The following is a 24,178-nucleotide window of genomic DNA, read 5'->3' on the forward strand; positions in this document are numbered from 1 at the left end:
TTTTTGCGAACCCATTGCCCCTCACGTTTCAAAACGGATGAACTGTGGTACTCGGGCGAGTTACAGAGCCGCCCCCGCCCACCCCGACCCCGATCGTGAACCCACCGCCATAGCTAAATGGATTCAACGGCGATTTACTTGGATCTTGATAAACGTCGATGGCCCCATACGGCCCCAGACCGATTCCCAAGCTTCCCGCATTGAACGGGCCGCCCAAGTCCATGATCGTATTTGCGCCGGGATATGACCCCACGCTGATCCCAACTGAGCCGATTCCTCCAAATCCAACACCGGGTATGGCGTTTTGATTGAACGCCGTATACCACCCGACGTTCCCATTGCCGTCTGCTGCGAGGCCCACGCCTCCTGTGTAGGTAACTCCACCCAACGTGACGCTACCAGACAACCCAGCGTGGGCGGCCCAATTATTGAGCGTTTCGTTTGCTGCGGCAGTAACGGCACCTTGGACGTTGTATCCCAGCGCACCTGCGATACTCCCTCCGACCGCGGTCGTGATGGCGGTTTCCAACGCAGGCGGGATATTCCCATTGCTATCGATAATTGGGTTAATCGCAGCACCTAACCCTGCACCAATGGCACCACCGGCGCATCCCGTGCCATCCGCTGCACTGGCCGCGCAGCCCAATGCCGCGTGCGCCGCGGCATACGTCAGTTCGCCGGACAGTCCACTCCCAAAGGCTCCGTTGGCGTCCGCCTGGCCAATCGCGCCAGCCCCCACCGCAGCCACGTCGCTGGCGACGCTCGTCTCCAGCGCCTTTCCAAAGCTGCCACCGTACACTGCCGTATCAACGCCAGCGCTCACCACACCTCTTCCAACGACCTCCACACCACCCTGCAGGATTTCCCCTGCGGAGGCCGTCCCGTTCGCAATGTCATTACCGACATTCGGGAGCGACAAGTCATTCAGCCCCAGCCCGTCATCAATTCCGTAGGTAAGCGTGGCGACAGCTCCGGCCTGCACAACATCCATCAGGTTCAGGGTGCCTGAATTCACAACGTCATCGAGCGCCGCTGACAGCATCGCACCGGCTAGCGGACCCATCACGTACGAGAGCGCAATGGCCGCAGCCATTTCAATGACCTCGTCGAACGCTCCCAACCCAAGCCCGCCCGATGCAACAAAGCTTGTATGCAGGTTATCGCTTAGCGTCTGCTGCGTGAAGTCGCCACCCAGTTGCTGCTGCAACTGCGCCAGCAACTGCTGCGTGCCCGCCTGATTGACCGTGCCGTCCGCATTAAGCTGCTGCAACGCGCCGCCGATCTGGTTCAGCGTCTGCACGCTCAGATCCATGTCCGCCGCGCTCATGAAACCGCCCGGCTGAACTGTCGTGCCCGTGGTATCGACGTACCCGCCCTTCACCTTCTGCCAGATCTGCCCAACATCGACCTGGTTTGCCTGGTTGGTCAACGAGTCCGTATTGACCGTCAGCGTGCCGGAAGCAGAAATGCTCCCGGTGTTCAGAATGCTGCCGCCGTCGCCTTTGCCGAAATTCAGCGTGACGTCCTGGCCCGAGATATTGCCGCCCGCCGACATTGCATTGCTGTTGGTCGGCAGATAAACCTGCGGCATTAGCGCTGTGCTCGTCGGACACGTATTCAACGCCGGCCCCGTCGCCGTACACGACGGATCCGGGACGGTTTGCTCCACATACCAGAGCATCGGCTTGTCGAGCGTATTGACCTGCGCCTGCGTCAGCGCGTCGCCCAGTTGCAGGTTGTTCGCCGTCGCGTAGTCGAGCGCGTTCTGATACAGATCTGCTTTTTCCTGCTCCGTCACCGACGTGTTGGTCTTGCTGTCGTACGTCAAGCCATCAATAAAACTCGCCTTGCCGGTTTGCTGCAACGCCGCCTGCTGCAGAACCAGGTCTTCCTCCTGCGGGTTGTAATAGAACAGCGTGGAGGTAGGCTGAAGGTTGGCCGGAAGCGCATCGATCAGATCCTGCGGACCGAGGTTGCCGAGCGTAGACGTACCCAACGAGCCATCCACGTATGAAGCCTTCCCAGCCACTGCAGCCGGTAAGGCGCCGCCCACCTGACGCTGCATCGTGATGCTGATGCCAGGCATATTCACCGGGCTGAGCGAAATAACCTGCGACGGCCCATTAACACGCGGCGTATAGGTGTTGGCCGTCGTGATGCCATTGATCAGCTTCTGGCCGGTCAGCGTCACCGACGTGCCGATCACGTTGCCGACGTTCTGGATCTGTCCGCCGGACGTAATGGTCAGATTCGGCGCCTGAATCGTAGCCGCGATATTGCCGACCGGCTGCGGCGGATCAATCGTGCCCCCCGTGTTCGTATAGGCACTGCCATAGAGCGCCGTGCACTCGGCCGGCGACCCGCAAGCCCAGACGTCATGACGTTTGTCCGGGCTGAACATGCCCGTTTCCTGCACCCAGTGCGAGTGCCAGTACGCATTGAGCGTCTGTGCCTCATTCACCACCGGACCCGCCACGGCGATAGTCGCCGCATTTCCGGCACTAATCAGACTACCGATGTTAGTCAGGCTGCCCGCATTGATCTGCAGGTTATTGCCCGCGCTGATCACCGAGGAACTGCCCGACTGCTGGTCGACATAACCCTCGCAGTAGCTCTCCCTGTAGCCACCCGCCGTCATACAACCCGAATACTGCTCATTCGAACCGTAGTCCTGATGCACGGGCACAGGCGGCGGCAGTGTGTTCGTTATCGCGCCCGACACGTTGAGCGTGATGTTGTTGCCCGCCACGATTTCGCCCGACGTGTTGGTCAGTCCTTGCGCAGGGGTTGTCGAACTCGCAGTCGTACCGACACCGCCGATCACGATGTCGTGACCAGCGAGAAGGTTGCCATACGTATTGCTGACCTGGCCGGCGGCGATAACGAGGTCGTTGCCGGCGTATATCGTCGCGCTCTGCTGCGCGTAGCTGAAACTCGTTGTCGTCGGGTTGTCTCCCCGATAGCCCATTCCGGCGGCGCACTCGCTGGCCGACACGCCCGTCGCGCACCCAGGCGAACTGCTCGTCGACGTGATGCGCTCACCCTGGTTGCTGAAGGACTGGGCTCCACTTGCGTTGAAATTGCGGCCCGCATAGATATTCCCGCTGTTGACGAGGTTGCCGCCCGAGAGGTTCACATCCTGGCCGGCGACGATCAATCCTTGCTGGCCAAACGTTGTGGTCGTGGTCGTGATGCTCGCAGGAACCGACGCAGTCGAATTGAACGTAGCCGTACTTTCGCCGCCCACGTATCCCCCAAGCTCGTAGGGGATCGGCGCGTTATAAAGGCCGACGCTCCCCAGCGCCTGCAGTTGCGCCATGAAAGCGTTGAGTTGTGTCTGGTCGACCGTGTCCACGACCGTCGCCGTCACATCTCCAAGCGAACCGTTATTCAGCGATTGAAGGTTGAAGTTGACATTGCCGCCGGCAGAAATGATGCCATCGGCGTTCGACAGCGAGCCTGCGGTCAGGGTGATGTTGCCCCCCGCCATGATGGTGCCCGGCGTGCCGGCGCCTGGAGCCGTGACAGTGCGATCGATACCCGGCAGAGCGATCGTCTGATACGAAACGCCGGCTTGCTGCAAATTGCTGCCGACCTGCGTCGGCTCCGTGAGTTGTGCGCCATACATGCCGGTCAAGGCGGCGTTGTGCGCCACGTCGAGCACGCCATTCGCCAGGTCGGGGCCCAGGTCGGACAAGTTCGCGTTGTAGGTATAGGTCGCGTCGTAATACGATCCGCCGTTGCCACCCGTGAACCCATAAACCGTCTGCGTGCCGACCACTATCGAGCCATACAGTGACGGGTCGTCGGCCGCCGAAACCACTTGGGTAGACGATGTCAAACCGCCCTGAACACCATCGTTGACGACCGCGCCCGCATTGATGGTGATGTTCCCCGCGGCCGAGATCGTGCCCGTCGTATTCTGCAGCGTGCCGCCCAGCGAAAACTGCATGTTGCCGTTGGACTGGGTCGTCGCGCCCTGGTTGTCGTAGTTACCCCCGTTGATCGAAAGCAGGTTGCCCGCTTCCACGGTGCCACGATTCGTGGCGTTGCCGTTGAGCGTCAGCGCGTCGTCCGCATGCATCACCGCGCCGACCGCGTTGTTCAAGGTGCCGTTGAACGTTACGTCGTTGCCGGCGACCTGACCGAAGTTCGTGAACGTGCCATTGGTCGTGATCGTCAACGGCGCCGTGCCGGTCATCGTGCCGTAGTTGTTGACGCCGTTCAGCCCCGTCAGCGTCACACTTTGACCGCCATAACTCCACGTTCCGGTGTTATTGATCGACCCCGCGGTAATCGAGAGCTGACCGCCCTGGCTAATCGTTCCCTGCGACGGATCAAACGCCATGTTCACGGCGCTGATGCCCATGTTGCGCTGCGCGAGAATCTGACCACTGGCGTTGTAGAACGAACCGTCCCCGCCGTTGATCGTCAGCGAGACGTCGCCAGTCGTCGGGCCACCGGGTGCATTCGGATTTCCCGCGAAGATGAGCCCGTTCTGGTTATTCAACGTGCCCGTGTTGATCGATAGGCCGTTCACGGCCATCAATGATCCGCCTGAGTTATTCAGGCTACCTGCAACGGAGATATTCGTCGTCGAGCCATTCACGAGGCCCGCGTTAGTGAAGTTCGTCGCGTTGATCGTCGTCGTGGTCGTCGACGCCAGCGACGCGTTCGCCGCATTCGTCAGACTAGGGGCAGACACGTACAACGCATCGCCGGACAACACCTGGCTCGCGTTGTAAAAGCCATTGCCGGAGGTCAGCGTCGCCGCGCCGACCACATCTATCGCGGCGCCGACCAATGAGAGCTGATTCGACGCCGAGGCCGTCAAGGTCCCGCCGACAATCGCCGAACCCAAGGTCACATTCGTGCCGCTGAACTGCATATTGCCAGTCGACACCATCGACGTCTGGCTCGCATCGAGCGTACCCTGCGCGCTCACGTTCACATTCTTCGAGCCGCCTTGCGAGCCACTCAACGTGACATTGCCGCCGTTCAGCGTGAACTGCCCCGCCACCGTGCTAGTCCCGCTCAACGTGAGCGTCTGCCCGGCGCTCATCGTCGCATCGCCGTTCGCCGAGACGCCCGCCACGTTCACATTGCCGTGCGTGCCCGTGACATTGACCGTGCCCATCGACGACACTGCGCCGATCACGGTCGCGTTATTGGCCGCCTGAATCGCCACATTGCCGCCGGACTGCACGTTGCCGCTAAAGCCAACACTGCCGCCCGTGGAATTTGCCGTCATATTGCCCACGGCCGTCGTCGCGCCGAGCGACATATCACCAACCGAGGTCGCCGTGAACAGGCCCGCGCCCTGAATCTCCCCAAGCGTGATGGCGCCGCCCGCACCGACCGTGATGTCCTTGCCGAACGTCAGCGAGCCACCGCCGTTGACGGAGCCGCCTGCGTTGATAGTGGCGAGGCCGAGGCCGAGGAATGCGCCGGTCAACGTAGCATTGCCGCCTGAATTAATCGTCGTGTCGCCGTTGACGAGTCCACCATTCAGCGCCAGCGCGCCGCCCGACGTTACCTTCAGATTGCCTTGACTCGTCACCGCGCCGCCAACGCTCAAAATGCCGCCGCTCGCGCTCAACGTGACATCGGAATTCGCGCCGACCGTGCCGCTTGCCGCGAGATTGCGGCCCGCGGTCACCGTGAGCGCGCCGACAGCCGAAGCATTTCCGCGGATCGTCGCATCGCGCATGGCCGTCACGCTGAGCGACGCCCCGGAGGCAAGCGTGCCGCCCACGCTCACATCGCCCGCGCCATCGTGTCCTTGCGCCTGCAACGCAATCGCGCCGCCGGCTTGCGCCGAGCCCATTGACAGATCGTTGCCCGCTGTCGCATTCAAGGTGCCGTTGGTCGCGACGATGCCGCTCACACCGATGCTGCCGCCCGCGTTCAGCGTAGCCTGCTGGCCAAACGCGACGGAACCCGCGTTGATCGAACCGCCTGCCGTCAAGGTGCCCACGTTCTGTGCGCCGATGCCACCGGTCAGCGTCAGGTCGCCAGCCGACGTGAGTTGCGCATTGCCGCCCACCGTCGTCGCACCGGAGAAAGTCAGTGGCTGGCCAGCGTTCGCATTCAGATTGCCTTGCGTCGTGACATTCGCTGCACTCGCGCTGCCGCTGGTCGCAGTGAGCGTCAGATCGCCTGCCGAGTTGACGTCGGCGAGCGCGATACTGCGCGCGGCATCGATCGTCGTCGTACCGCCTGTGTTGATCGCACCACTCACGCCAACATCGCGTGTCGCCTGCAGCGCCAGCGTACCGAGCGCCGTAGCCGTGCCGCCGAGTGTTACGTCACCGCCGCCCGCGTTACCGTTTGCGGTCACGGCAAGGTTACCGGTCACCGCCTGCACGCTGCCCAGGCCCGCGTTGTTGCCACCCGTCACCGTGACGCTCGCGCCTTGCAGCGCGCCGGTCAATGCGAGGTCGTGCGATGCATTCAGCGTCGCTGCCTGAGCAAACGCCGCCGTACCCGCACCGTTGATGTCATGCGATGCCGCCAGCGTGCCGCCGAGCTGGCCGGCAAGCGCGCCGGTCAGCATGATGTCGCGGCCCGCCTGCGCGGTCACATCCTTGGCCGCGTTGATCGTGCCACCGAGTTGCGTATTGAGCGCGGACGTCAGGTTCAATGCGCCAGAGGTGGTCGTAGTGCCGGTCAGCGCAATGCTGCCGGTCGCTGCCGTAGCGGTGAGATCGCCTGCCGTGGTTTGCACCGTGCCGTTCACCGTCACGTTTCGTTGCGCAGCAAGCGTCAACGAATCGCCGGTGGTCAACGAACCGCTGACCAGCACGTCGCGCGCGCCGCTTAGCGTGACCAGACCGGGCGCCGTCGCCGTACCCGTGATCGCCGCATCGCCACCGCCGACGTTGCCGTTTGCAGTGAGAGTCAAGGTCGTCGCCGAATTGACGTCGTGCAGCGTGGCGCTGTCGCCGCCCAGCGCATTGATCGTGTTCGCCTGCACGCCACCGGTCAGCGCGATATCACGTTGCGCCGTGTAGTTCGCCGCTTGCGTAAACGCCTGCGTACCGGCACCGCCGATATCGCGGCCTGCCGTCACAAAACCGTTCGCCTGGCCGATCAGCAAACCGTTCAACAGCGCATCACGGCCCGCATTCAACGTTGCGTCGCCGACTGCGCTCGTGCTCGCGCCGAGCGACAGATCCAGACCCGTCGCGATGTTCAGCTTGCCGCCGCTGTTGATGCCGCCCGTCGCGTTCAAACTGCCCTGCTGCGCGTTGAGCACCGCATCGCCGACCGACTCGACCGCGCCTGCGACGTTGATATCGTGTTGCGCGTTAATGCCGACGGTCGTGCCGCTGGCGATCTTGCCTGTCGTCGCCACAGTCACATCGTTCTGGGCCGTCGCCGTCACCGCACCCGCGGCGGCAACGGACCCATTGACCGTGAGATTGCCCGGGCCATTGGCCGTGTTCGTACCATTCGCGCTCAACGCGACGGTGCTAGCCGATTCGACGTTGTTCACGCCGATGTTGCCCGCCGCCGTCACCTGAACCGCCTGGCCCTGGATCAGCCCGCCTTGCGCCACATCGCGGCCCGCGTTCAGCGTAGCCGCCTGCGTGAAGGTCATCGTGCCCGCGCCGACGATATCGCGACTCGCCGTCACGATGCCTTGCCCCTGTCCGGCAAGCATGCCGGTCACGTTGACGTCGCGCGCTGCGTTGAGCGTCGTATCGAGCGCAGCGGTGGTCGTGCCACCGAGGTTGATGTCGGAACCGGCCTGCGCGTTGAACGCGCCGTTGCTTGCAATCGTGCCCGTCGAACTGACGCTGCCGTTCTGCGCGGTCAGCGTGGTGTCGTTAGCCGATTGAATCGACCCGCTGATGCCGATGTTCTGCCCGGCGTTCAGCGTGACCGCCGCACCGCCCGTCACCGCACCGGTGATGTTCAGATCCTGAGTCGCCGCAAGTGCAAGGCTCGATGCCGCCTGCACGTCATGCAACGTTGCAGAGCCGCCCGCATTCGTCTGCACCGTGCCGCCGCGCAGCGAACCGGTCAGATTCATGTCGCCACCGGAACTGACGTTCGCCGCAAGGCCGAACGCGCTGGTTGCCGCGCCCGCAATCGTGCCGCCGGCCGTCAACGTGCCGTTGCCTTGCGCGACAACCGTGCCGTTCATCGTCAGGTTCTGCCCGGCGTTGACAGTCAGGTCTCCGAGCGCGGAAGTGCCTTGCGTACCGAGGTCGACCGATTGCGCCGCATTGATCAACAGGTTGTCGCCCGACTGAATGTTGCCGGTACTCCTCAGCGAGCCCGCTGCATTCGTCAGCGTGACGTTGTCATTCGACGCGACGCTGCCGGCGATCGACGTGTTGCCGCCGCTCGTCACGTTCAGTGCGTTCGCACTCTGCAACGCGCCATTGATCGACGTATCGCCGCTAGAAGTCAGCGACGCCGTCGACAACGATGCCACCAGGCCGCTGACCGCCAGCGTGCCGCCGTTCGCCGCGACTTGCAGCGCCGAGTTCGCCTGCACGTTGGTCAACGTCACCGAATGACCCGCCATCAGCGAGACGCCCGCGCCTTGCAACGCACCGGTCACCGACAAGTCGTTCGCAGCGGTGACGTTCGCATCGTGGACGAAACCGCTGCTGCCGCCCGCGATCACGTCATGGCCCGCGCTGAGCATCGCCGCCCCCTGCCCCGCCAGCGTGCCACCGATGGTCAGGTCAAGCCCGGCCGTCAGCGTGGTATCGCCGGTTACGCTCGTCGCACCGGTCAGCGCAACATCATGCGCGCCATTGACGACGAGGTTCGCCGCGCCGTTCAACGTGCCGCTCGAATTCACGCTGCCATTCATCGCCGCGACCGACAGATCGCCAACCGCCTGCACGGTGCCCGCTGCGGCCACGGCAACATTGCGCTGCGCCGTCAGCGTGACCTGCGAACCACCCGCCAGCGTGCCATTGACGACCACATCGCGCGCCGCCTGCACGTTTGCCGCGCCAACCGAAGCTGCGTTGCCGTTGAACGTCACGTCGCCACCACCCGCCGGGTTGCTGGTGATACCATTCGCCGCAACGTTGAAAGCGCCGCCCGCCTGTACGTCGGCGAGACTCGCGTTGTTGCCCGCCGTCACTTGCAGACCATTGGCGAGCAGCTTGCCGGTGAACGCGACGTCCTGTCCTGTCGTCAACGTACCGTTCTGGCCGAACGCCACCGACCCGCTGCCGGTGAGATTGTTCTGTGCATTGAACACGCCATCCTGCTGCACGATGACCACTCCCGGAACGTCGAGGTTGCGGCCTGCGCTCACCTGCGCGTCAGTTCCAGCGAGCAGCGAACCCGCTATCGAGATATCGCGCGCGGCGTTGGCGGCGAGCGTCGTGCCACTCGCGAGCGATCCGCTCACTGAGAAGTCCTGGCCTGCCGTCACCATGACGGCTTTCTGCGCGGTGGCCTGCCCAACCACACTTGTGTTCTGACCGGACGTCAGCGCGAGGTTATTGCCGCTTTTGATCGTTCCGTTGTTCGTCACGCTGCCTTGCGTCGCGGTCAAGCCGAGATCGCTCGAGGTCTGCAGCGCGCCGTTCACGTTGACGTTGCGCTGCGCTGTCGCCTGCAACGTACTGCCGTTGGTCTGCCCGTTCATGTTGATGTCGCGCGCGGCCTGCAAGCTCGTCGCGCCGCTCATCACGGAAGTGCCGTTCAGGTTGATATCGCCTGTGCCGTCGTTGCCTTGCGCCGTCACCGCGAGCGCGCCGCCGGTCTGCACGTCGCCAAGCGTGACGTTCGCGCCGCCCGTGACCGCCGTGTCGCCGTTCGATTGCGCATTCGCCACGTTGACGTTGCCGCCCGCCGTGACGGCGAGCTTGCCGCCGCTCTGAATCGTGCCGGTCGACGTGACGTCGCCGTTCGCATTGATCGTGTAGCCGCTGATGCCGACGTGCGCGCCGGTCATCGACAGATTGCCGCTCGCCTGCAGCGTGGCCTGCTGTTGCGCGGCCGAACCGTTCACCGTCAGGTCACCGTTCGACGACAGCAGCAAATCACCGGTATTCGCGGCCATCTGCGCATCGGTGCGCACCCCCATGCCGGCTGCGGTGCCGATCATCTGGATCTGGCCGGCGGTCATCGCGCCGAACGCGGTGGCGTCGATGGCAAGACCATTGTTGGCATGGCCATTGGCGCTATTGATCGCGCTGGCCGAGTTGTCCGAGCCATTCGCCGACGTCGCATACGTGGTGCCGTTGCTGCTCACCGCCGACGGCAGCACGAACTGGCGCCCGGCAAGCGCGTTGATCCGTTGGCCTGCATACAGCGGTGCATTGATCCCGATGGTTTCGCCGATCAGGTCGATCGTGCCGACCGTGCCTTCAATACCGGCACCCGGGCCATTTACGCCCGCGTTGCCTTCGATCTGAATATGGCCACCGGTCACGCTATAACCGACCGCTTGCGCGTTATCGAAGTCGGTAACCGTGCCCTTGAGATCACTCAGAAACTGGGGCGTACCGGTCGACAGCGTGACGCCGATCGTATTCGTGAACCCCGTGCCGTTGGTCGTAATGCCGTTGGGATTCACGATGATGACGGTGGCTGGCGCACCGAACACTTCGAGCGGCCCGTTGAGCAGGCTCGCGTACGCGGCGCCCGTCGACGTCACCTGATTGACAATCACGCTCGCTGGGCGGCCCACGAGATTTGGATTCGCCTGCAGATCGCCGCCGGTGAGCGACGTGCCGCCCATCTGGCTGTTATTCAGAATCAGCCCGACCGGATCGATGTTGAAGCTCTGATACTTGTTGAGCGAAATCCCCGCCGCGTTCGGCGCGGTGATGTTCACGACAGGGACGCCGCCACCCGCGCCGGTGGTCTGCGTGATCTTCGGTTGAAACGTGATCGGCGCGGTCGGATCGACAATCGGCGCGGCCTGCGCCATTTGCATCGCAAAGCGGATACGCACCGCGCTCAGGTCAATGATGCGTTGCCATGCTTCGTCGTCCAGACGATGGCTTCCGGCAGCCAGCACCCCGGCAGCGTCACGGCTTTGCTCGAACGTGATCGAGAGCGGTCCGGCGAACAGCGTCAACGCGACCAGCGCCGAGACCGCGCGCTGCCACACGCGATACGCACGCGCAGGCATCGGCACCGACCAGCGCAGCCGCGCGGACTGCATGCCGCGATCGTGCCGCTCGTCGTGTGCCTGACGGTTTTGCTCGAGTTGTCGCAAAGCGTTGCGTGTGGACGCGTTCATGGTGCTCTCGTCTTTTTTTGGTTCTTCTTGTACTTCCGGCACTTCTTCTTCGCCGTTCCGGGCGACCAACCCGAAACGGCGTTGCAGCGGTTTCATCCCGTCCGCTGCGCCTCTGCAAAAGCGAGGCTTCTTACTGCTGCTGAATCCGCGCGTTCTTCATCAGATCGACCACGACCTGCGCCGTGGCTTTCTCCAGTGCGACCTGTTCGAGCTGTTTGCGCAGCGCATCCTTAATCTGGTCGTATTGGGGAATCTGCGTCGGACGCTTTTCGTCGACACGCAGAATCCAGTACGCGTCGCCGATTTGCACCGGCGTGCTCGACACGCCGCCTTGCGGCAGCTTGACGAGCGCTTCGGCGAGCGGCTGTGGCCAGTTCTGTGTGTTACCCGGCTGAATCGGCGTCTTGAACGAAACCCAGTTCATCGCGCCGCCCTGTGCCGCGCCCGGGCCCTGGCTGTACTGCTTCGCGAGTTGCGCGAAGTCGGTGCCCTTCTTAAGTTGCGTGAGCACCGTTTGAGCGGTGTCGGCATCTTTCACGGCGATCGCGCTCGGCTTGTATTCGTTGTCACCGAGGGTCGCGACGATCGCGTCGTATTTCGCCTTCACATCGGTGTCGGTCACGGGTGTGGGCTTGACCTGATCGCGCAGATACGCGGCGGTCATCGCGGCCGTCTTCGCCTGTTCGACCGCGGCCACGACTTGCGGACGCGATTCGTAGTGCTGCTTCTCGGCAGCCTCGCGGAACAGTTCACGGGCGATCAGCTGATTTTTCACCGACGCGCGCAACGCGGGCGTATCCGGCACGTTCAACGCACGCACGGCCTGGTCGAGTTGGTCCTGCGTAATCACGACGTTGTTGACGCGTGCCACGCCGTTTGCGGGCAGCGGACCACCGATGGCATCCGCTGCCTTGTCGGCCGAGGGTTTTGCCTTGGGCTTGTTAGCCGCATGCGCTGCAGGCAGCAAACCGGCGGCAAGACCGAGCGTGGCGATCAACGTGGCGTTCCGAATCCTGACTGTGATCGGACGATGTTTCATATGAACCTCTTCAGAGTGACCAGTTGAGTGTGGCAAGCAGCACGGTGGCTTTTTTGCCGAGTGCGGCGGGTTGGAGCAATGCCTGACCAAGCAGCACCTCGCTAGTGACGGTTTGTGTTTTGTAGCGCCATTGCGCGCGTGCGCCGATGCCGGTGCCCATGAGCGTCGGCCAGCCGCCCTGCGCGACCAGATGCGATTTGCCGCCGTCGAGAAAGACGTACGGTTCGAGATGTGCGTCGTGCCAGACCGGCACGTTCTGCCACGCGACCTCGTTGCGCAGATAGAAGCCGCTGTCGCCGGCGATGCCGCCTTCGGTAAAGCCGCGCACGGAATCCATGCCGCCGAGGAAGATCTGCTCGTTGCCGAACATCGCGACGTGGCTGTACTGACCGCGCAACGTGCCGCGATAGGTCCATTGCGTGCCAGCCAGCGTCCCGAGCGCGACCTGCAGCGTGGCGGTGGCGTCGACTTTGGTGAACTGGCTGTGCGCATCGACTTCGTCGATATCGGGGGCGTCATGACTCGCGGAGAGCCACGGCAAGCCTTGCGACACGCCGACGTCCCACGTCGCGGCCGCGGCCTGATCTTGCGCGACGAAGCGACGTAAGCCGTTCAAGCCGACACGCAACACTGTGAGGTCCTGCGGCGCCAGGTCGATTCCGTTCAGGCTGCGTTCCGTACGCATTTTGGTGAGCGTGACGTCGACGCTGGTGCGTCCGGTGCGCGAGCGCGTCAGCACGTCGTTCCAGCCGAGAATCTGGCTGAATGTGCGGCCCTGGAGCAGCGCGACATCACTGATGGTCTGCTGGTATTCGGATAGCGACGTCGTGTAGCTGAACGTCTGATAGCCGTACGGCGCCGCCGCGGAAAACACCACCGCGTTGCTGTCCTGCGTGCCGACGTAGCTGAACGACAGCGACTCCTGCAAGCCGATCAGGTTGTCCGCTTCGACACCGGCGCGATAGCGCAGCGTGCCGGTTTGCGAGCTGCCATAGTTGTCGATGCCGAGGTCGTAGAAAACGCGGTCGCCGTAGTGATTGGTGATCGCCACCACCGAATCGCCCGGCGTCTCGCCTGGCATGATCTGGATTTCGGCCTGGTTGCGGCGCAGCCGGTTGATCTGGTCGACACCCTGTTCGAGATCCGGCAAGCGCAGCACGTCGCCCGTGCTGTCGCCGAAGGCCCACGCGGTGCCCGCGTCGGTCAGCAGGCCGCCGCCGTGTGTCCTGTACCACGGCTCGTTCGGACCGCGCGGACGCAGCGGTTTGCCATTCAGCGTGAAGGCCGACACTTTGCCGTCGACGATGTTGATTTTCAGCGTACCGGAGGCAAGATTCTGCGCGCCGAGATACGCACGCGTCGTGATGTAGCCGCGCGCGATGAACGCCTCGGTCACACGGCGCAGCAGCAGGTTGATACGGTTGCGGCCGAGCTGCTTGCCGATGAACGGCGCGGCGATCCTGTCGAGCTCACTTTTGCCGAGTGCGGTGTCGCCGATGAAATCAATGTGGTCGATCTTGAACAGCGGCTCGACGTCGGGCAGCGTTTCGACATCCGCGCCTTCAGGCAGATTGACCAGTGTCGGCTGCGGCACTTCGATCTGTGGAGGCGGCTGCTGGATTTCATCGCGCCGCCGGCGATCGCGTTGCTCCTGCAGCAGCCGTTGTGCCGGGTCCTGTTCGGCCCGCACGGGCGCACCGAAGGGCACGCCGCCCAATGCCGCCGCGTTCGGCAAACCCGGCGGTGTTTGCGCGAAGCCACGCGCCGCCGCCGCGCCGGCGAGTAGCGCCAGCGTGCAACGCGCAAGCCGGGGCGTGCGACGCTTCATGGTCCGGGTCATCGTCCGCTTTATAGCCCGCCTCATAGCCCGAACCACGACACGAGGCCGAGATGGTTGTGATTGCCGATCGTGACCGGCGCGCGATACGGCGCGCTAATCGTGTTCACACCGCCCGCGGCTTTGATGCCGCCGGGCGCATTGAACGAACCGCCTTCAATATCGGCCTCGCCGGTCAGCTCGACCTGGCCCGTGCCGCCGCTGAACAGTCCGCCCGTGTCGGCCGCGAAAATCGCCGACCACGAATTGCCGAACCATGCCTTCAGATCGTGCGTGCGATTGATCGCGCTGTAGCCAAGTACGGCTTGTGCGAGGGTTTTGGGCGCGTCGAGCTTGAGCGTGCCTTCCGCCGACACAATGCCACCCGTGTTGGTGATCTGCGTGCCGGCTTTCATCGTGATGTCATTGTTCGCCTGGATCACGCCGCCGTAGCCCTGCACATTGCTCGAGGAACTCGAACTGCAGAAGAAGAAACACGTTCGATGAAACGACGCCTGGCCAGTGAAGATGGCCTGCGTCAATAACTGGTCGCGCGCGGTGATCGAAATCGAACCGCCGACTGCCGGATTCTTCGGGTCGATTTGCGCGAGAATCGTGCCGCCGATGTTGTGCACGTTCTGCGCGGCAATGGTCACGTTGCCGACGTTGGCGCTCATGTAGGAGAGTTTGTCCGGATCGGCGAGCGCACCGTAGTCGACATTGAAACCGTCGTCGCGATGTTCGACGAAAATCAGGCGCCAGCTACGGTCTGAATAACTGACCGGCGCGCCGCCGTTCACGCCGCTCGAATGATCGACGATGTTGTCGACGTCGCCGCCTGCAGTGATCGTCAGATTCTGGTTCGACAGAATGCGTGCGTTCTGATTCGTCACGGAGCCGCCGGCCGTCACGGACACATCGCCGGCCGCGCCGTACACGACGCCGAGCAGGCCCGTGGGTGTCGACTGATTCAGTATGTTGCCGGTGGCGTTCAACGTGACCGCGGCGAGCGATGCCGTATCGAGCGCGTTCTTCTGCTGGCCCTGTATCAGCGAACCGACGTTGGTGATATCGCCGGTGCTGGTCAGCACCACGCCGCTGGTGGTCGAAGCGATCACCGACTGCGCCGTGGCGTCCTGCGCCAGCGCGATGCCCGCGCCGCTCACATCGACACCGGCATTGGCGAGCACGCTGCTGCCCGTCAGGCTGACGGCGCCGCTCGCGGTCAAGGTCGCCGAACCACTATTCGCCTTCAGCTTCGTGTCCGACAACGTCACGCTGTCCTGCATCTGCAAGTCGAGATTGTTTTGCGCCGTCAAAGAAGTATTGGAGAACTGCACCGACCCGTTCGACGACAGCGTGAAATCGCCGAGCGACGCGTTCATCGGCCCGGCGCTGCGCACGCCCGGACCTTTGTCGGTGACGATCAGTTGCACGCGGCCGCTGGTCAGACTGCCGGCGGCGGTGATATCGATGGCGAATGAGCTGGCCGTGGCCGCACTGGTGGATGGACTCAGCGTGAGCCAATCGTTGCTGTTGTCGTTCGGCGAAACCGCCGTGTTCAGCGTGACATTGCTGTTGCCCGCCACGGCGCGCACGTAGGCGGTCTGCGACGTGAAGCCGTTGGTGAGCGGCCCGTTGATCTGCACATTCTTCGCGATCAGATCGAGTCCGATCAGCGCGCTCGCCAATCCCTGCGGTCCGACGACGATCGTCCCGGTGCTGGTGTCGAGCGCGATGTCGCGTTCCGGAATGCCCGCCACCGGAATGGTGTCCTTGAAACTGACGTGTCCGGTAGTCAGTGCGACACGGCCCGTATTGACGAATGAACCGCCATTAACCGTAATGCCGTTCGGATTGGCCAATACCACGTTCGCACGCGAGCCGAGCACATCGATTCGACCGCTAATAACACTAGGATTGGTATTCGTTACCTGATTGACAATCGTTCGAGCATTGATACCGACGTTATTAAGCGAAGCGCCGGCTGCGTCTACATTGAAACTGCTGTAGGTATTACTCGAAACGCCCGCAAAGGCTGGAGCGATACTGACCGTCTGATGGCCATTTGCAGCTGTTGAAACCGAGGTTAATGTTCCTCCGTCAACAGTTATGCCAACCGCATATATAGTGCATGGCGCGGCAGCGAGTGCGGCGATAATAAGCCTGAAATGAAATTGACGCAGACGTCCGCTCCCATGGCGGGCGCTGCTTCCCCGTGCGCTACTGGACATTCCTGTTTCACGCAACTGTTCGTTGCGGGTTCTTTTGGTAGATTCGTTCAATACGCAAACACGACCTCGCGGCCGCAGCATTCGTAAGACGAATAACGGCCCGTGCCGAGAGGTACTTTAGAAACATCTGGAAATATTTTTATTACGTTTTGCCTTCAGAAACGGAAAGTCGGCAAAAGCACATCTCGGCAAGGCATATTGCTGGACTGGAGTCCGCGCGAGCGCAATAGCCAGAACGACTGCCAGAGCTATTACCAAGGCCTCGATCAGAGCATCGAGCAGACCAACACGGTCCCGAACTTTGGGAAAAACAGTGACGGACGCGCAAAGCAAGCTCGCACAGTTGCAGACCAGTGGCGCACAGTCAGGCGCAGAAGCTCCGAAAGATCTGGAGGCGCTGAAACAAGCCGCCGTCAACCGCGAAGGCGGCGCGATGGCAGCTGTTCGCGGTTTTGCTGCGTTGCGTAGAAATCCAGCAGCGCACAGGGTTGTCGCGCAGTTCGGTGTATGCCCGCATGAATCCCGCAGACCCTGCGTATGACAGTAGTTTTCCCCTACCGGTCAATGTCTCCGCCAAGGGCAGTGGCGTGAGCAACCGCTGGATCGCGGCTGAGGTTGATACATGGATTCCCTCCACCTTATCGTCCAGCACGAGACTCCGCCAGCGGAAATCGACGTCTGTCCAGCGCAGCCCCGCCCATTCCTCGCGTCGAGCACCGGTGATCAGCAGGCCTTGCAGGTAAGCGCTATGAACCGGGTTGGCAATCTGGCGAACCTCGCGAAACCACACCGTCAGTTGCTCCCGCTGCAACGAGTCGCCGTCCTTGGCCTTGACGCGTGGGACAACGCCGCAAACATCCCGTGCCTTGTAAGCATCGGTTGGAACAATGCCCTTGTAGGCTGGCGCATCGTCCACCCAGCGGCTGTGCGGCGACCCAGGTTGCGATCAGCAAGCACGACCTCGATGTCCAGACAAAGATGTCGGACACGATCTTCCTGGACCCGGTCGCCGATTCGAAAAAGACTGTTTTCGTTCAGATTCGCAATACCTCCGACAAGCCTGACTTCGACATCGCGGCTGACGTGAAAGCGGCCGTCTCGGGCAAGGGATACCGCATCGTCGGAGACCCCGACCACGCGCAATATATTCTTCAGGCAAACATCCTGCAGGTAGGCAAGGTCGCTCCGTCGGCGGCCCAGGAAGCATTCGGCGGATATGGCGCCCCTCTTGGCGGTGCCTTTCTTGGCGCGGCCGCCGCGGCATCGTTTGGTAGCACGCATGCCGCGCCGATCGCTGGCGCGGCCCTCGCTGGCGGCCTGATTGAACTGGTCGCCAACGCTGCAGTTAAAGATGTGTACTACACCGCCATTACCGACGTGCAAATCAAGGAGCGCCAGCACAGTGGCGTAGCGAGCCACGAAAACTCCACACACAACCTGCACCAAGGCAACAGTGGCGGCACAACCGTGACCTACAGCGAAGATACGAACTATCGTACGTATCAGACCCGCATCTTGAGCGTCGCGAACAAGGTGAATCTCGAGTTCGCTGAAGCAGCGCCGCCGCTGCGCAGTGGGCTGGTGCGCGTTATCGCTGGTTCGTTTTAAGCCAAACATCGACAACCAGCGCGAAGTAGCACATCGCTGAAATACAGAAAGGGTTGCACGCGAAAGCGTCGCAACCCTTCTTCATTTCCGGCGCAGAAAAAACAGGAGCGACCGGTCACGCAACTCCCATTTGCGCGACCCTATTCCTGCCGCCGGCCTTGGCCTTATACAACGCCTCGTCGGCAGCCCGAACGACGACGCTGACATCCGTCACTCGATCCGACCGCGACGTGGTCGCGCCGATGCTGACCGTCACGCGACCGAACTCGCAGCCCAAGTGCGCGATGCCCAACTCGCCGATCGCCACGCGGATGTTCTCGCCGACCACCCCGGCACCGGCGGCGTCGGTATCCGGCAGCACCACGACGAACTCCTCGCCGCCGTATCGACCGACGCAATCGCCCGGCCGCTGGATCACCCTGCGGATGCAGCGCGCGACGGCGGTCAGCGCGACGTCGCCGGCCTGGTGACCATACGTATCGTTATAGGCTTTGAAGTGATCGATATCGACGAACAGCAGCGACAACACGCTGCCCGTGCGGCGCGCGCGCAGCCATTCGCGGTCGAGCGTTTCGCACAGCGCGCGGCGATTGGGCAGGCCGGTGAGTCCGTCCGTGCCGGCAAGCCGTTCGAGCTCGTGCTCCACCCGCTGTCGCCGCCGCAACTCGGCGCCGAGCCACGCCGCCAACACGATCACGCCGATCCCGAAGATCAGCATCAGCGAACCGATCGTCAGCGCGCGCCCCCACCAGCTCGCATAGATATCGTCGGTCGCCTCGGCGACCAGCACGATCAGCGGCAATTGCGGAATCCGTCTGAACGAGTAAAGCCGCTCGGCGCCATCGAGCGACGAAGACGCGATAAAGCTGCCCTCGTCTTTCGCGAGCAGGTGCTGGAAGAACGCCGTCGTGCTGATGTCGCTGCCCGTCACGTGTCGATCGTCGGGCCGTCGCACGATGACCGTGCCGTCCGTTCTGACGATCGACACCGAGCCATGCTGCCCGATCCGCAGATCCGCGAACAGGCTCGTGAAATACTCCTGATCGATACCGAGCGCGACGATTCCCGCAAACGATCCGTCGGGCCGGGACAGTCGCCGGCTCAGCGCGATGCTGCGCGAACCGGGTCTGAGTCTCGAGTAGTACGGCGCGCTGACATCGAGCCCGAGATCCGGATCTTCGCGATGAATCCTGAAGTACGGACGGTCCGAGAGGTTTCCCCCGCGCGGCACGTCGCTATCCGAATCGATCACGACGTTGCCCACTGCGTCGATCACCACTATCGCGCCGACGTATTGCCCGGTCGCCGCGCGATCGAACAGGATCTCGCGCCGCAGACGCGGCGAATCGAGCACGCCCGGACGCCCGAGGCCATCGGCGACGGCCTGCAGCGACAGCGCGTACAGCTCGAAATTGCGCGCGATGTCGCGCTCGGTGATCGTCGCGACATCGCGCGTCGAATCGAGTGCGCGCGCAATCGCATCCTCGCGGCTCTGATACAGCGCGTAGCCACACAGCGCGAGCATTGCGAGCACCACGCCGCATCCCGCGTAGATGACGCCATCGCGTGGCATCCGCCATCTGTGCGTCCGTGCGATCAGCACGCAAAACCGGCCCTTTCTTTTGTGGATCATGTGCTCTGCGTTTCCAACGGCGGGAGTCAGTTTGTCGAAGTGCTCACTACGCTTACGGTTTGATGGGACAGAGCACCCAGCAGATAGCGAATCCATATGCAAGTGGAATCACGCATTTGCTCTCGCACCAACCGCCGAATAACGCGATACACAGCTCGCTCATTTCTTCCGCAGTTTTCTGCCTGCTCACATGGAGACCCCATGCACTCCCTTTCATCCATCGACTGCGCGTTTCCAGCAGAAACGGACCGGTCTATCGATACTGATGCAAAGCATTCACCGCACGCCGAATCCATCGATTTTTTGCGCGAAAGTCGTTAAGCCCTGTATCGCCGGTTTTTCGAGGCTTCGGACTATTTATCGGGCCGAATAGTTGCCCGCTGCATAGGGGCACATCATAAGTTTTCGATAAGCAGAATTTACCTGATATTCAAAAAATTGTTCTTCCTCGGTAACGTTTGCGCGTGTTTATTTTTAAATTCAAACGCGCGTTTGTTATCGAGTTATCGCGTCGTCGCATTATGTTTTTGTGATCCGTTGAAGCCGCATGCGGATTTACCAGCTTTTCGACTGGGCAATTTCCTTCAATACACGCCCTCGCCGTCTCGTTACCGTTGAGCGTCGCAATCCATTCGCACACTCACGTTTCGAGGCATCCGATGACCGCATTACTCTCGATGGCCGCGTTCGCGCTCGCCAGTTCCATTTCTCCCGGCCCGGTCAACGTCGTCGCACTGAGCGCCGGCGCGCAGCACGGGCTCACCGCGAGTCTGCGGCACGTCACTGGCGCGACGGTCGGTTTCACGTTGCTGCTTCTGTTGATCGGCCTCGGCCTGCACGAATTGCTCGCGCGCTTTCCCAATCTCATCGAGATCGTCAAATGGGCGGGCGTGGGCTTTCTGCTCTACATGGCCTACAAGCTCACCATCGACAACGGCCAGCTCGGCGCGGACAAGCCGGCGCGCGGGCCGTCGTTCGCGCACGGCGCGGCCATGCAATGGCTCAATCCAAAGGCGTGGCTCGCGTCGCTGGCCGGCATGGGCGCGTATGCGGCAGGCGGCGACGGCGGGCTCGTCTGGCAATTCGCGGCGCTGTACTTCGTGATCTGCTATCTATCGATCGCGAGCTGGGCGTATGCTGGCACGTTTTTGCGCAGGCATCTGCGTGAAGCGAAGCGGGTCCGGGTGTTCAATCGCGTGATGGCGGCGCTGCTCGCGCTCAGTGCGATGTATCTGCTCGTGGAATGACGCGAGCCGCGCCTGCTTCCTGACGCGGCTTCATGCCGCGTCACGCTCAGCTGCGATATTGGCCCGGCGTCGCCGCCACCAGCCGCTTGAAGGTGCGCTGCAAATGCGCCTGATCGGCGAAGCCGGCGTCGAGCGCGACATCGGCGATCAGTGCCCCGCGCCGCAGTTGCGCGCGACTGTACTGGATGCGTCGGTTGATCAGATACGCGTGGGGCGTCATGCCGTAGCGTAGCTTGAACGCGCGTATCAGGTGCGACGCGGACAGCCCGGCGGCTTCGCACACGTCGTCGAGTTTCAGCGCGCGCGTGCAGTTTTCGGCGATGTACTCCGCGGCACGCGCGAGTTGGCCGCTCACGGCACGCTCGGGCAGGCTCGCCGGATTGAGCGTTTGCTGCACGCTGGAGAAGAAGGTGATGGCCGCGCTTTCCTTGCGCAGCGTGTCGTTGTCGTCGTCGTTACTGGCGAGAATGGCGCACAGCCGGTTCAGGCCGTCGAACAGCGCGGCGTCGAGCGTCATGATCTGCGAAAACGCGCGGAACGCATGGTTCTCGTTGAAGCCCAGCTCGTGCTGCAGTCTCGTGAACCACGCAACGTCGACGTGCAGCATCCGATACGACCAGCGCTCGCCGGCAACCGGGTTGCACGCGTGCACATCGTCGGGGTTCATCATCACGACGGCGCCCGCGCCGACCCATTCCCGCGCGTGGCGGTTCAGATACACGCTGTGGCCTCCCGTCACCGCGCCGATCGAAAACGTTTCGTGCGAATGTTTGGCGTAGCAGACCTTGCGGCCATCGTCGATGGAACGCGCCTCGATGAACGGCAGCGCCGCGCTGCGCCAGAAGCGCGGCGCGTCTGCGCCTTTTGCGCGTGCGGTGTTCGCAGCGCTTGCCGCTTCGATCGTCTCGCTCATGCGCGCTCTCCGGTTGATCCGCCGACTTCGCCGTTGTCTCCGACTTCGCGAAGCCTACGTATCGTAGCCGTCAAACGCATGGCCAACAAGCGAACGCGCGGCGCCGCTCGCAAACGGCGCCGCCGCCCGAACGCTACGCGATTACTTCGCGCTGACGTCGATATTGCCGAGATATTTCGCGGCGAGCGTCTTCACCGTGCCGTCGGCTTGCACCTTCGCGATCGCGGCGTTCAACTGATCGCGCAGCGCGGTATCGCCCTTGCGAATGCCGTATGCGATGCCGCTGCCGAGAATCTTGTCGTCACACACAGGCTGACCGACGAACGCATAGCCCTTACCTTCGGGCTTCGACAGAAAGCCCGTTTGTCCGGCCGGTGCGAGCACGAGCGTGCCGTCGAGACGGCCAGCCGTCAGATCGGCATAGACCTGGTTCTGATCCTGATACGGCAGCACGATCACGCCGGCCGGTTCCCAATGCACCTTAGCGAAGGTCTCCTGAATCGAGCCTTGCAGTACGCCGATGCGCTTGCCCTTCAGCGATTCAGGCGTCGGCTGCAAACCGCTGTCGCTGCGCGCGATCAGCTGCGACGGCACGCGATAGACGACGGTCGTGAAATCGATCGCCTGGCGGCGCTGCTCGGTCGCATTCATCGCTGAATTGATCGCGTCGAACTTGCGGCCTTGCAGGGCCGGAATCAGGCCGTCGAACGAGGTTTCGACCCACTTGCACGTCATGTGCGCGGCCGCGCAGACCGCGTTGCCCACGTCGATATCGAGCCCTTGCAGTTCGCCGTTCGGTCCTTTCGACTCGAACGGCGGGTACTGCGCTTCGAGGCCGAAACGCAGCGTCGCGGTATCGGCGGCGCTTGCGGCCGACGATGTTGCGAGCGACGCGCCGGCACAGGCCAGCGCCAACAAGCACTTGAGCAACTTCATAACATCTCCCTTCATACTTCGAATACTTTGACGACTTCGATACTTCGAGTGTGCTCTCGCGCGCTCAGATTTCACACAAACGCCGCGCGCCTTCGAGCAGCGTCGCGTCGTCCTTCGAGAAACTCAGGCGAATCAGTCCCGAATCCGTGCCGTCGGTGTAGAACGCCGACAACGGAATCGTCGCGACGCGCGCATCGCGGATCAGGCGCAGCACGAAATCGCTGTCGCTTTCATCGGAGAAGCCGCGGAACCGGGCGAGCATAAAGAAACTGCCTTCACTCGGCAACAGCTCGAAGCGCGATTCGCGCAGCGCATGCGCGAGCAGATCGCGTTTCTTCTGATAGAAGTCGGACAGGCCGAGGTAGCTGTCGCGATTGGCGAGCGCGTCGACGAACGCGTGTTGCATCGGCGTATCGGCGGAGAACACCATGAACTGATGGACCTTGCGGATCTCGTCCATCAGCGCGGCGGGCGCGAGGCAATAGCCGACGCGCCAGCCGGTCACGTGGTACGACTTGCCGAACGACGACACGATCACGCTGCGCTCGGCGAGTTCCTGATGGCGCGCCATGCTCTGATGCTTCGCGCCGTCGAACACGACGTGTTCGTAGACCTCGTCGGACAGAATCACGATGTCGGTGTTGCGCGTGAGCGCCTTCAGCCGCTCGATATCGGCGTCGCTAAAAATCGTCGCGGTCGGATTGTGCGGTGTGTTGACGATGATCATGCGCGTCTTCGGCGTGATCGCGGCGGCGACTTCATCCCAGTTCACGCGGAAGTGATCGAGCGACAGCTTGATCGCGACCGGCTTCGCGCCCTGCAGGCGCACGATCGGGCCGTAGCTGTCGAACGACGGCTCGAAGTAGATCACTTCGTCGCGCGGATGCACGAGCGCGCTGATCGTCGAATAAAGACCTTCGCTCGCGCTCGCGAGCACGGTCACCTCGCTGGCGGGGTCGTAGCGCACGCCGTACAGCGTTTCGACCTTGTCGGCGAGCGCTTCGCGCAGCGCACCGATGCCGGCCATCGGCGCGTACTGGTTGTGGCCGGCACGCATCGCCTGCGCGACGCCGTCGACGAGCTTCGGGTCCGGCGCGAAATTCGGCGCGCCCTGCGACAGATTCAACGCATCGTGTTGCGCGGCCAGTTGGCCGATCACGGTAAAAATGGTGGTGCCGACGTCCGGCAGTTTCGAGCGGGCTTGCATGGCGCTCTGCATAAGACTTTCTCCCTTTCTACACCCGCCGGCGGCCGCGCGAATGGCGGCGGCGGGGCGTTCCTTCCGGTGGGGTGATTAGGCATCAGTCAAAGAACGCTCACAATCGAAACTTTGTCATGCGCGGCATGCGTTTTCTTCATGGCTTGCGCGAAGCCGCTCGACGCAGGCCTAAGCTGGCGGGTTCATGGTTTGCGGGGACGCGGTGTGGATTTCGGGGAATGCGGGTAACTGCGTAGGTATGAAGGAATGTGATGCTGAGCGGCGCGGTTGCGAAAACGGCCGCTGACGCGGCCGTTTTTCGGG

General features: G+C 62.7%; 10 protein-coding genes and 1 pseudogene. 2 read left to right on the forward strand and 9 right to left on the reverse strand.

The genetic code is table 11. The features are described 5' to 3' along the window. Window positions 1–28: 28 nt before the first annotated feature. The 5 genes and pseudogenes from HDG39_RS02495 to HDG39_RS02520 all read right to left on the reverse strand — a co-directional run. A complete protein-coding gene (locus HDG39_RS02495; protein WP_260327485.1) occupies window positions 29–11,230 on the reverse strand; it encodes a two-partner secretion domain-containing protein in 11,202 nt (3,733 codons plus the stop codon). A 130-nt stretch (window positions 11,231–11,360) separates the two neighbouring features. Beyond that, window positions 11,361–12,269, reverse strand: a complete 909-nt coding sequence (locus HDG39_RS02500; protein ID WP_184002941.1) for a peptidylprolyl isomerase — start codon at window positions 12,267–12,269, stop codon at window positions 11,361–11,363. 10 nt (window positions 12,270–12,279) lie between these two features. After that, window positions 12,280–14,097 carry a ShlB/FhaC/HecB family hemolysin secretion/activation protein gene (locus tag HDG39_RS02505; RefSeq protein WP_260327486.1) on the reverse strand — a complete coding sequence of 606 codons (1,818 nt, stop codon included), beginning with the start codon at window positions 14,095–14,097 and terminating at the stop codon, window positions 12,280–12,282. Between the two features lie 32 nt (window positions 14,098–14,129). After that, on the reverse strand, window positions 14,130–16,319 hold the full coding sequence (locus HDG39_RS02510; RefSeq protein ID WP_184002945.1) for a two-partner secretion domain-containing protein: 2,190 nt from the start codon (window positions 16,317–16,319) through the stop codon (window positions 14,130–14,132). A gap of 628 nt (window positions 16,320–16,947) precedes the next feature. Further along, window positions 16,948–17,241: pseudogene (locus tag HDG39_RS02520) on the reverse strand (site-specific integrase); the annotation flags it as partial. On the opposite strand from HDG39_RS02520, the gene HDG39_RS02525 reads away from it, so the two are divergent. Next, window positions 17,181–17,927: a complement resistance protein TraT gene (locus tag HDG39_RS02525; RefSeq protein ID WP_311665055.1), complete on the forward strand. Its 747-nt coding sequence runs from the start codon at window positions 17,181–17,183 to the stop codon at window positions 17,925–17,927. The pseudogene HDG39_RS02520 and the gene HDG39_RS02525 sit on opposite strands and share 61 nt — an antisense overlap. A 115-nt stretch (window positions 17,928–18,042) precedes the next feature. Here the strand turns inward: HDG39_RS02525 and HDG39_RS02530 are convergent, their stop codons facing one another. Beyond that, a complete protein-coding gene (locus HDG39_RS02530) occupies window positions 18,043–19,500 on the reverse strand; it encodes a sensor domain-containing diguanylate cyclase (RefSeq protein WP_260327488.1) in 1,458 nt (485 codons plus the stop codon). A 719-nt stretch (window positions 19,501–20,219) separates the two neighbouring features. On the opposite strand from HDG39_RS02530, the gene HDG39_RS02535 reads away from it, so the two are divergent. After that, window positions 20,220–20,807 (forward strand): LysE family translocator, encoded by a 588-nt coding sequence (locus tag HDG39_RS02535; RefSeq protein ID WP_184002953.1) that lies wholly within the window; start codon window positions 20,220–20,222, stop codon window positions 20,805–20,807. 46 nt (window positions 20,808–20,853) lie between these two features. Here the strand turns inward: HDG39_RS02535 and HDG39_RS02540 are convergent, their stop codons facing one another. The 3 genes from HDG39_RS02540 to HDG39_RS02550 form a co-directional block, all read right to left on the reverse strand. Then, window positions 20,854–21,720 (reverse strand): AraC family transcriptional regulator, encoded by an 867-nt coding sequence (locus HDG39_RS02540; RefSeq protein ID WP_184002955.1) that lies wholly within the window; start codon window positions 21,718–21,720, stop codon window positions 20,854–20,856. Between the two features lie 141 nt (window positions 21,721–21,861). Continuing rightward, window positions 21,862–22,656: an ABC transporter substrate-binding protein gene (locus HDG39_RS02545; RefSeq protein ID WP_184002957.1), complete on the reverse strand. Its 795-nt coding sequence runs from the start codon at window positions 22,654–22,656 to the stop codon at window positions 21,862–21,864. Window positions 22,657–22,720: 64 nt separating this feature from the next. Beyond that, window positions 22,721–23,875, reverse strand: coding sequence for a pyridoxal phosphate-dependent aminotransferase (locus tag HDG39_RS02550; RefSeq protein ID WP_184002959.1), 1,155 nt, complete (start codon window positions 23,873–23,875; stop codon window positions 22,721–22,723). Between the last annotated feature and the right edge of the window lie 303 nt (window positions 23,876–24,178).

Source organism: Paraburkholderia lebeckiae, from assembly GCF_014201005.1.
Lineage (GTDB): Bacteria > Pseudomonadota > Gammaproteobacteria > Burkholderiales > Burkholderiaceae > Paraburkholderia > Paraburkholderia tuberum.

Excerpts from the sequence above, each read along its gene's own strand:
- HDG39_RS02505 (WP_260327486.1), bottom strand. The coding sequence starts at position 14,097 with ATGAAGCGTCGCACGCCCCGGCTTGCGCGTTGCACGCTGGCGCTACTC.
- HDG39_RS02545 (WP_184002957.1), bottom strand. The coding sequence starts at position 22,656 with ATGAAGTTGCTCAAGTGCTTGTTGGCGCTGGCCTGTGCCGGCGCGTCG.
- HDG39_RS02530 (WP_260327488.1), bottom strand. The coding sequence starts at position 19,500 with ATGCCACGCGATGGCGTCATCTACGCGGGATGCGGCGTGGTGCTCGCA.
- HDG39_RS02540 (WP_184002955.1), bottom strand. The coding sequence starts at position 21,720 with ATGAGCGAGACGATCGAAGCGGCAAGCGCTGCGAACACCGCACGCGCA.
- HDG39_RS02500 (WP_184002941.1), bottom strand. The coding sequence starts at position 12,269 with ATGAAACATCGTCCGATCACAGTCAGGATTCGGAACGCCACGTTGATC.
- HDG39_RS02535 (WP_184002953.1), top strand. The coding sequence starts at position 20,220 with ATGACCGCATTACTCTCGATGGCCGCGTTCGCGCTCGCCAGTTCCATT.
- HDG39_RS02550 (WP_184002959.1), bottom strand. The coding sequence starts at position 23,875 with ATGCAGAGCGCCATGCAAGCCCGCTCGAAACTGCCGGACGTCGGCACC.
- HDG39_RS02510 (WP_184002945.1), bottom strand. The coding sequence starts at position 16,319 with ATGTCCAGTAGCGCACGGGGAAGCAGCGCCCGCCATGGGAGCGGACGT.
- HDG39_RS02495 (WP_260327485.1), bottom strand. The coding sequence starts at position 11,230 with ATGAACGCGTCCACACGCAACGCTTTGCGACAACTCGAGCAAAACCGT.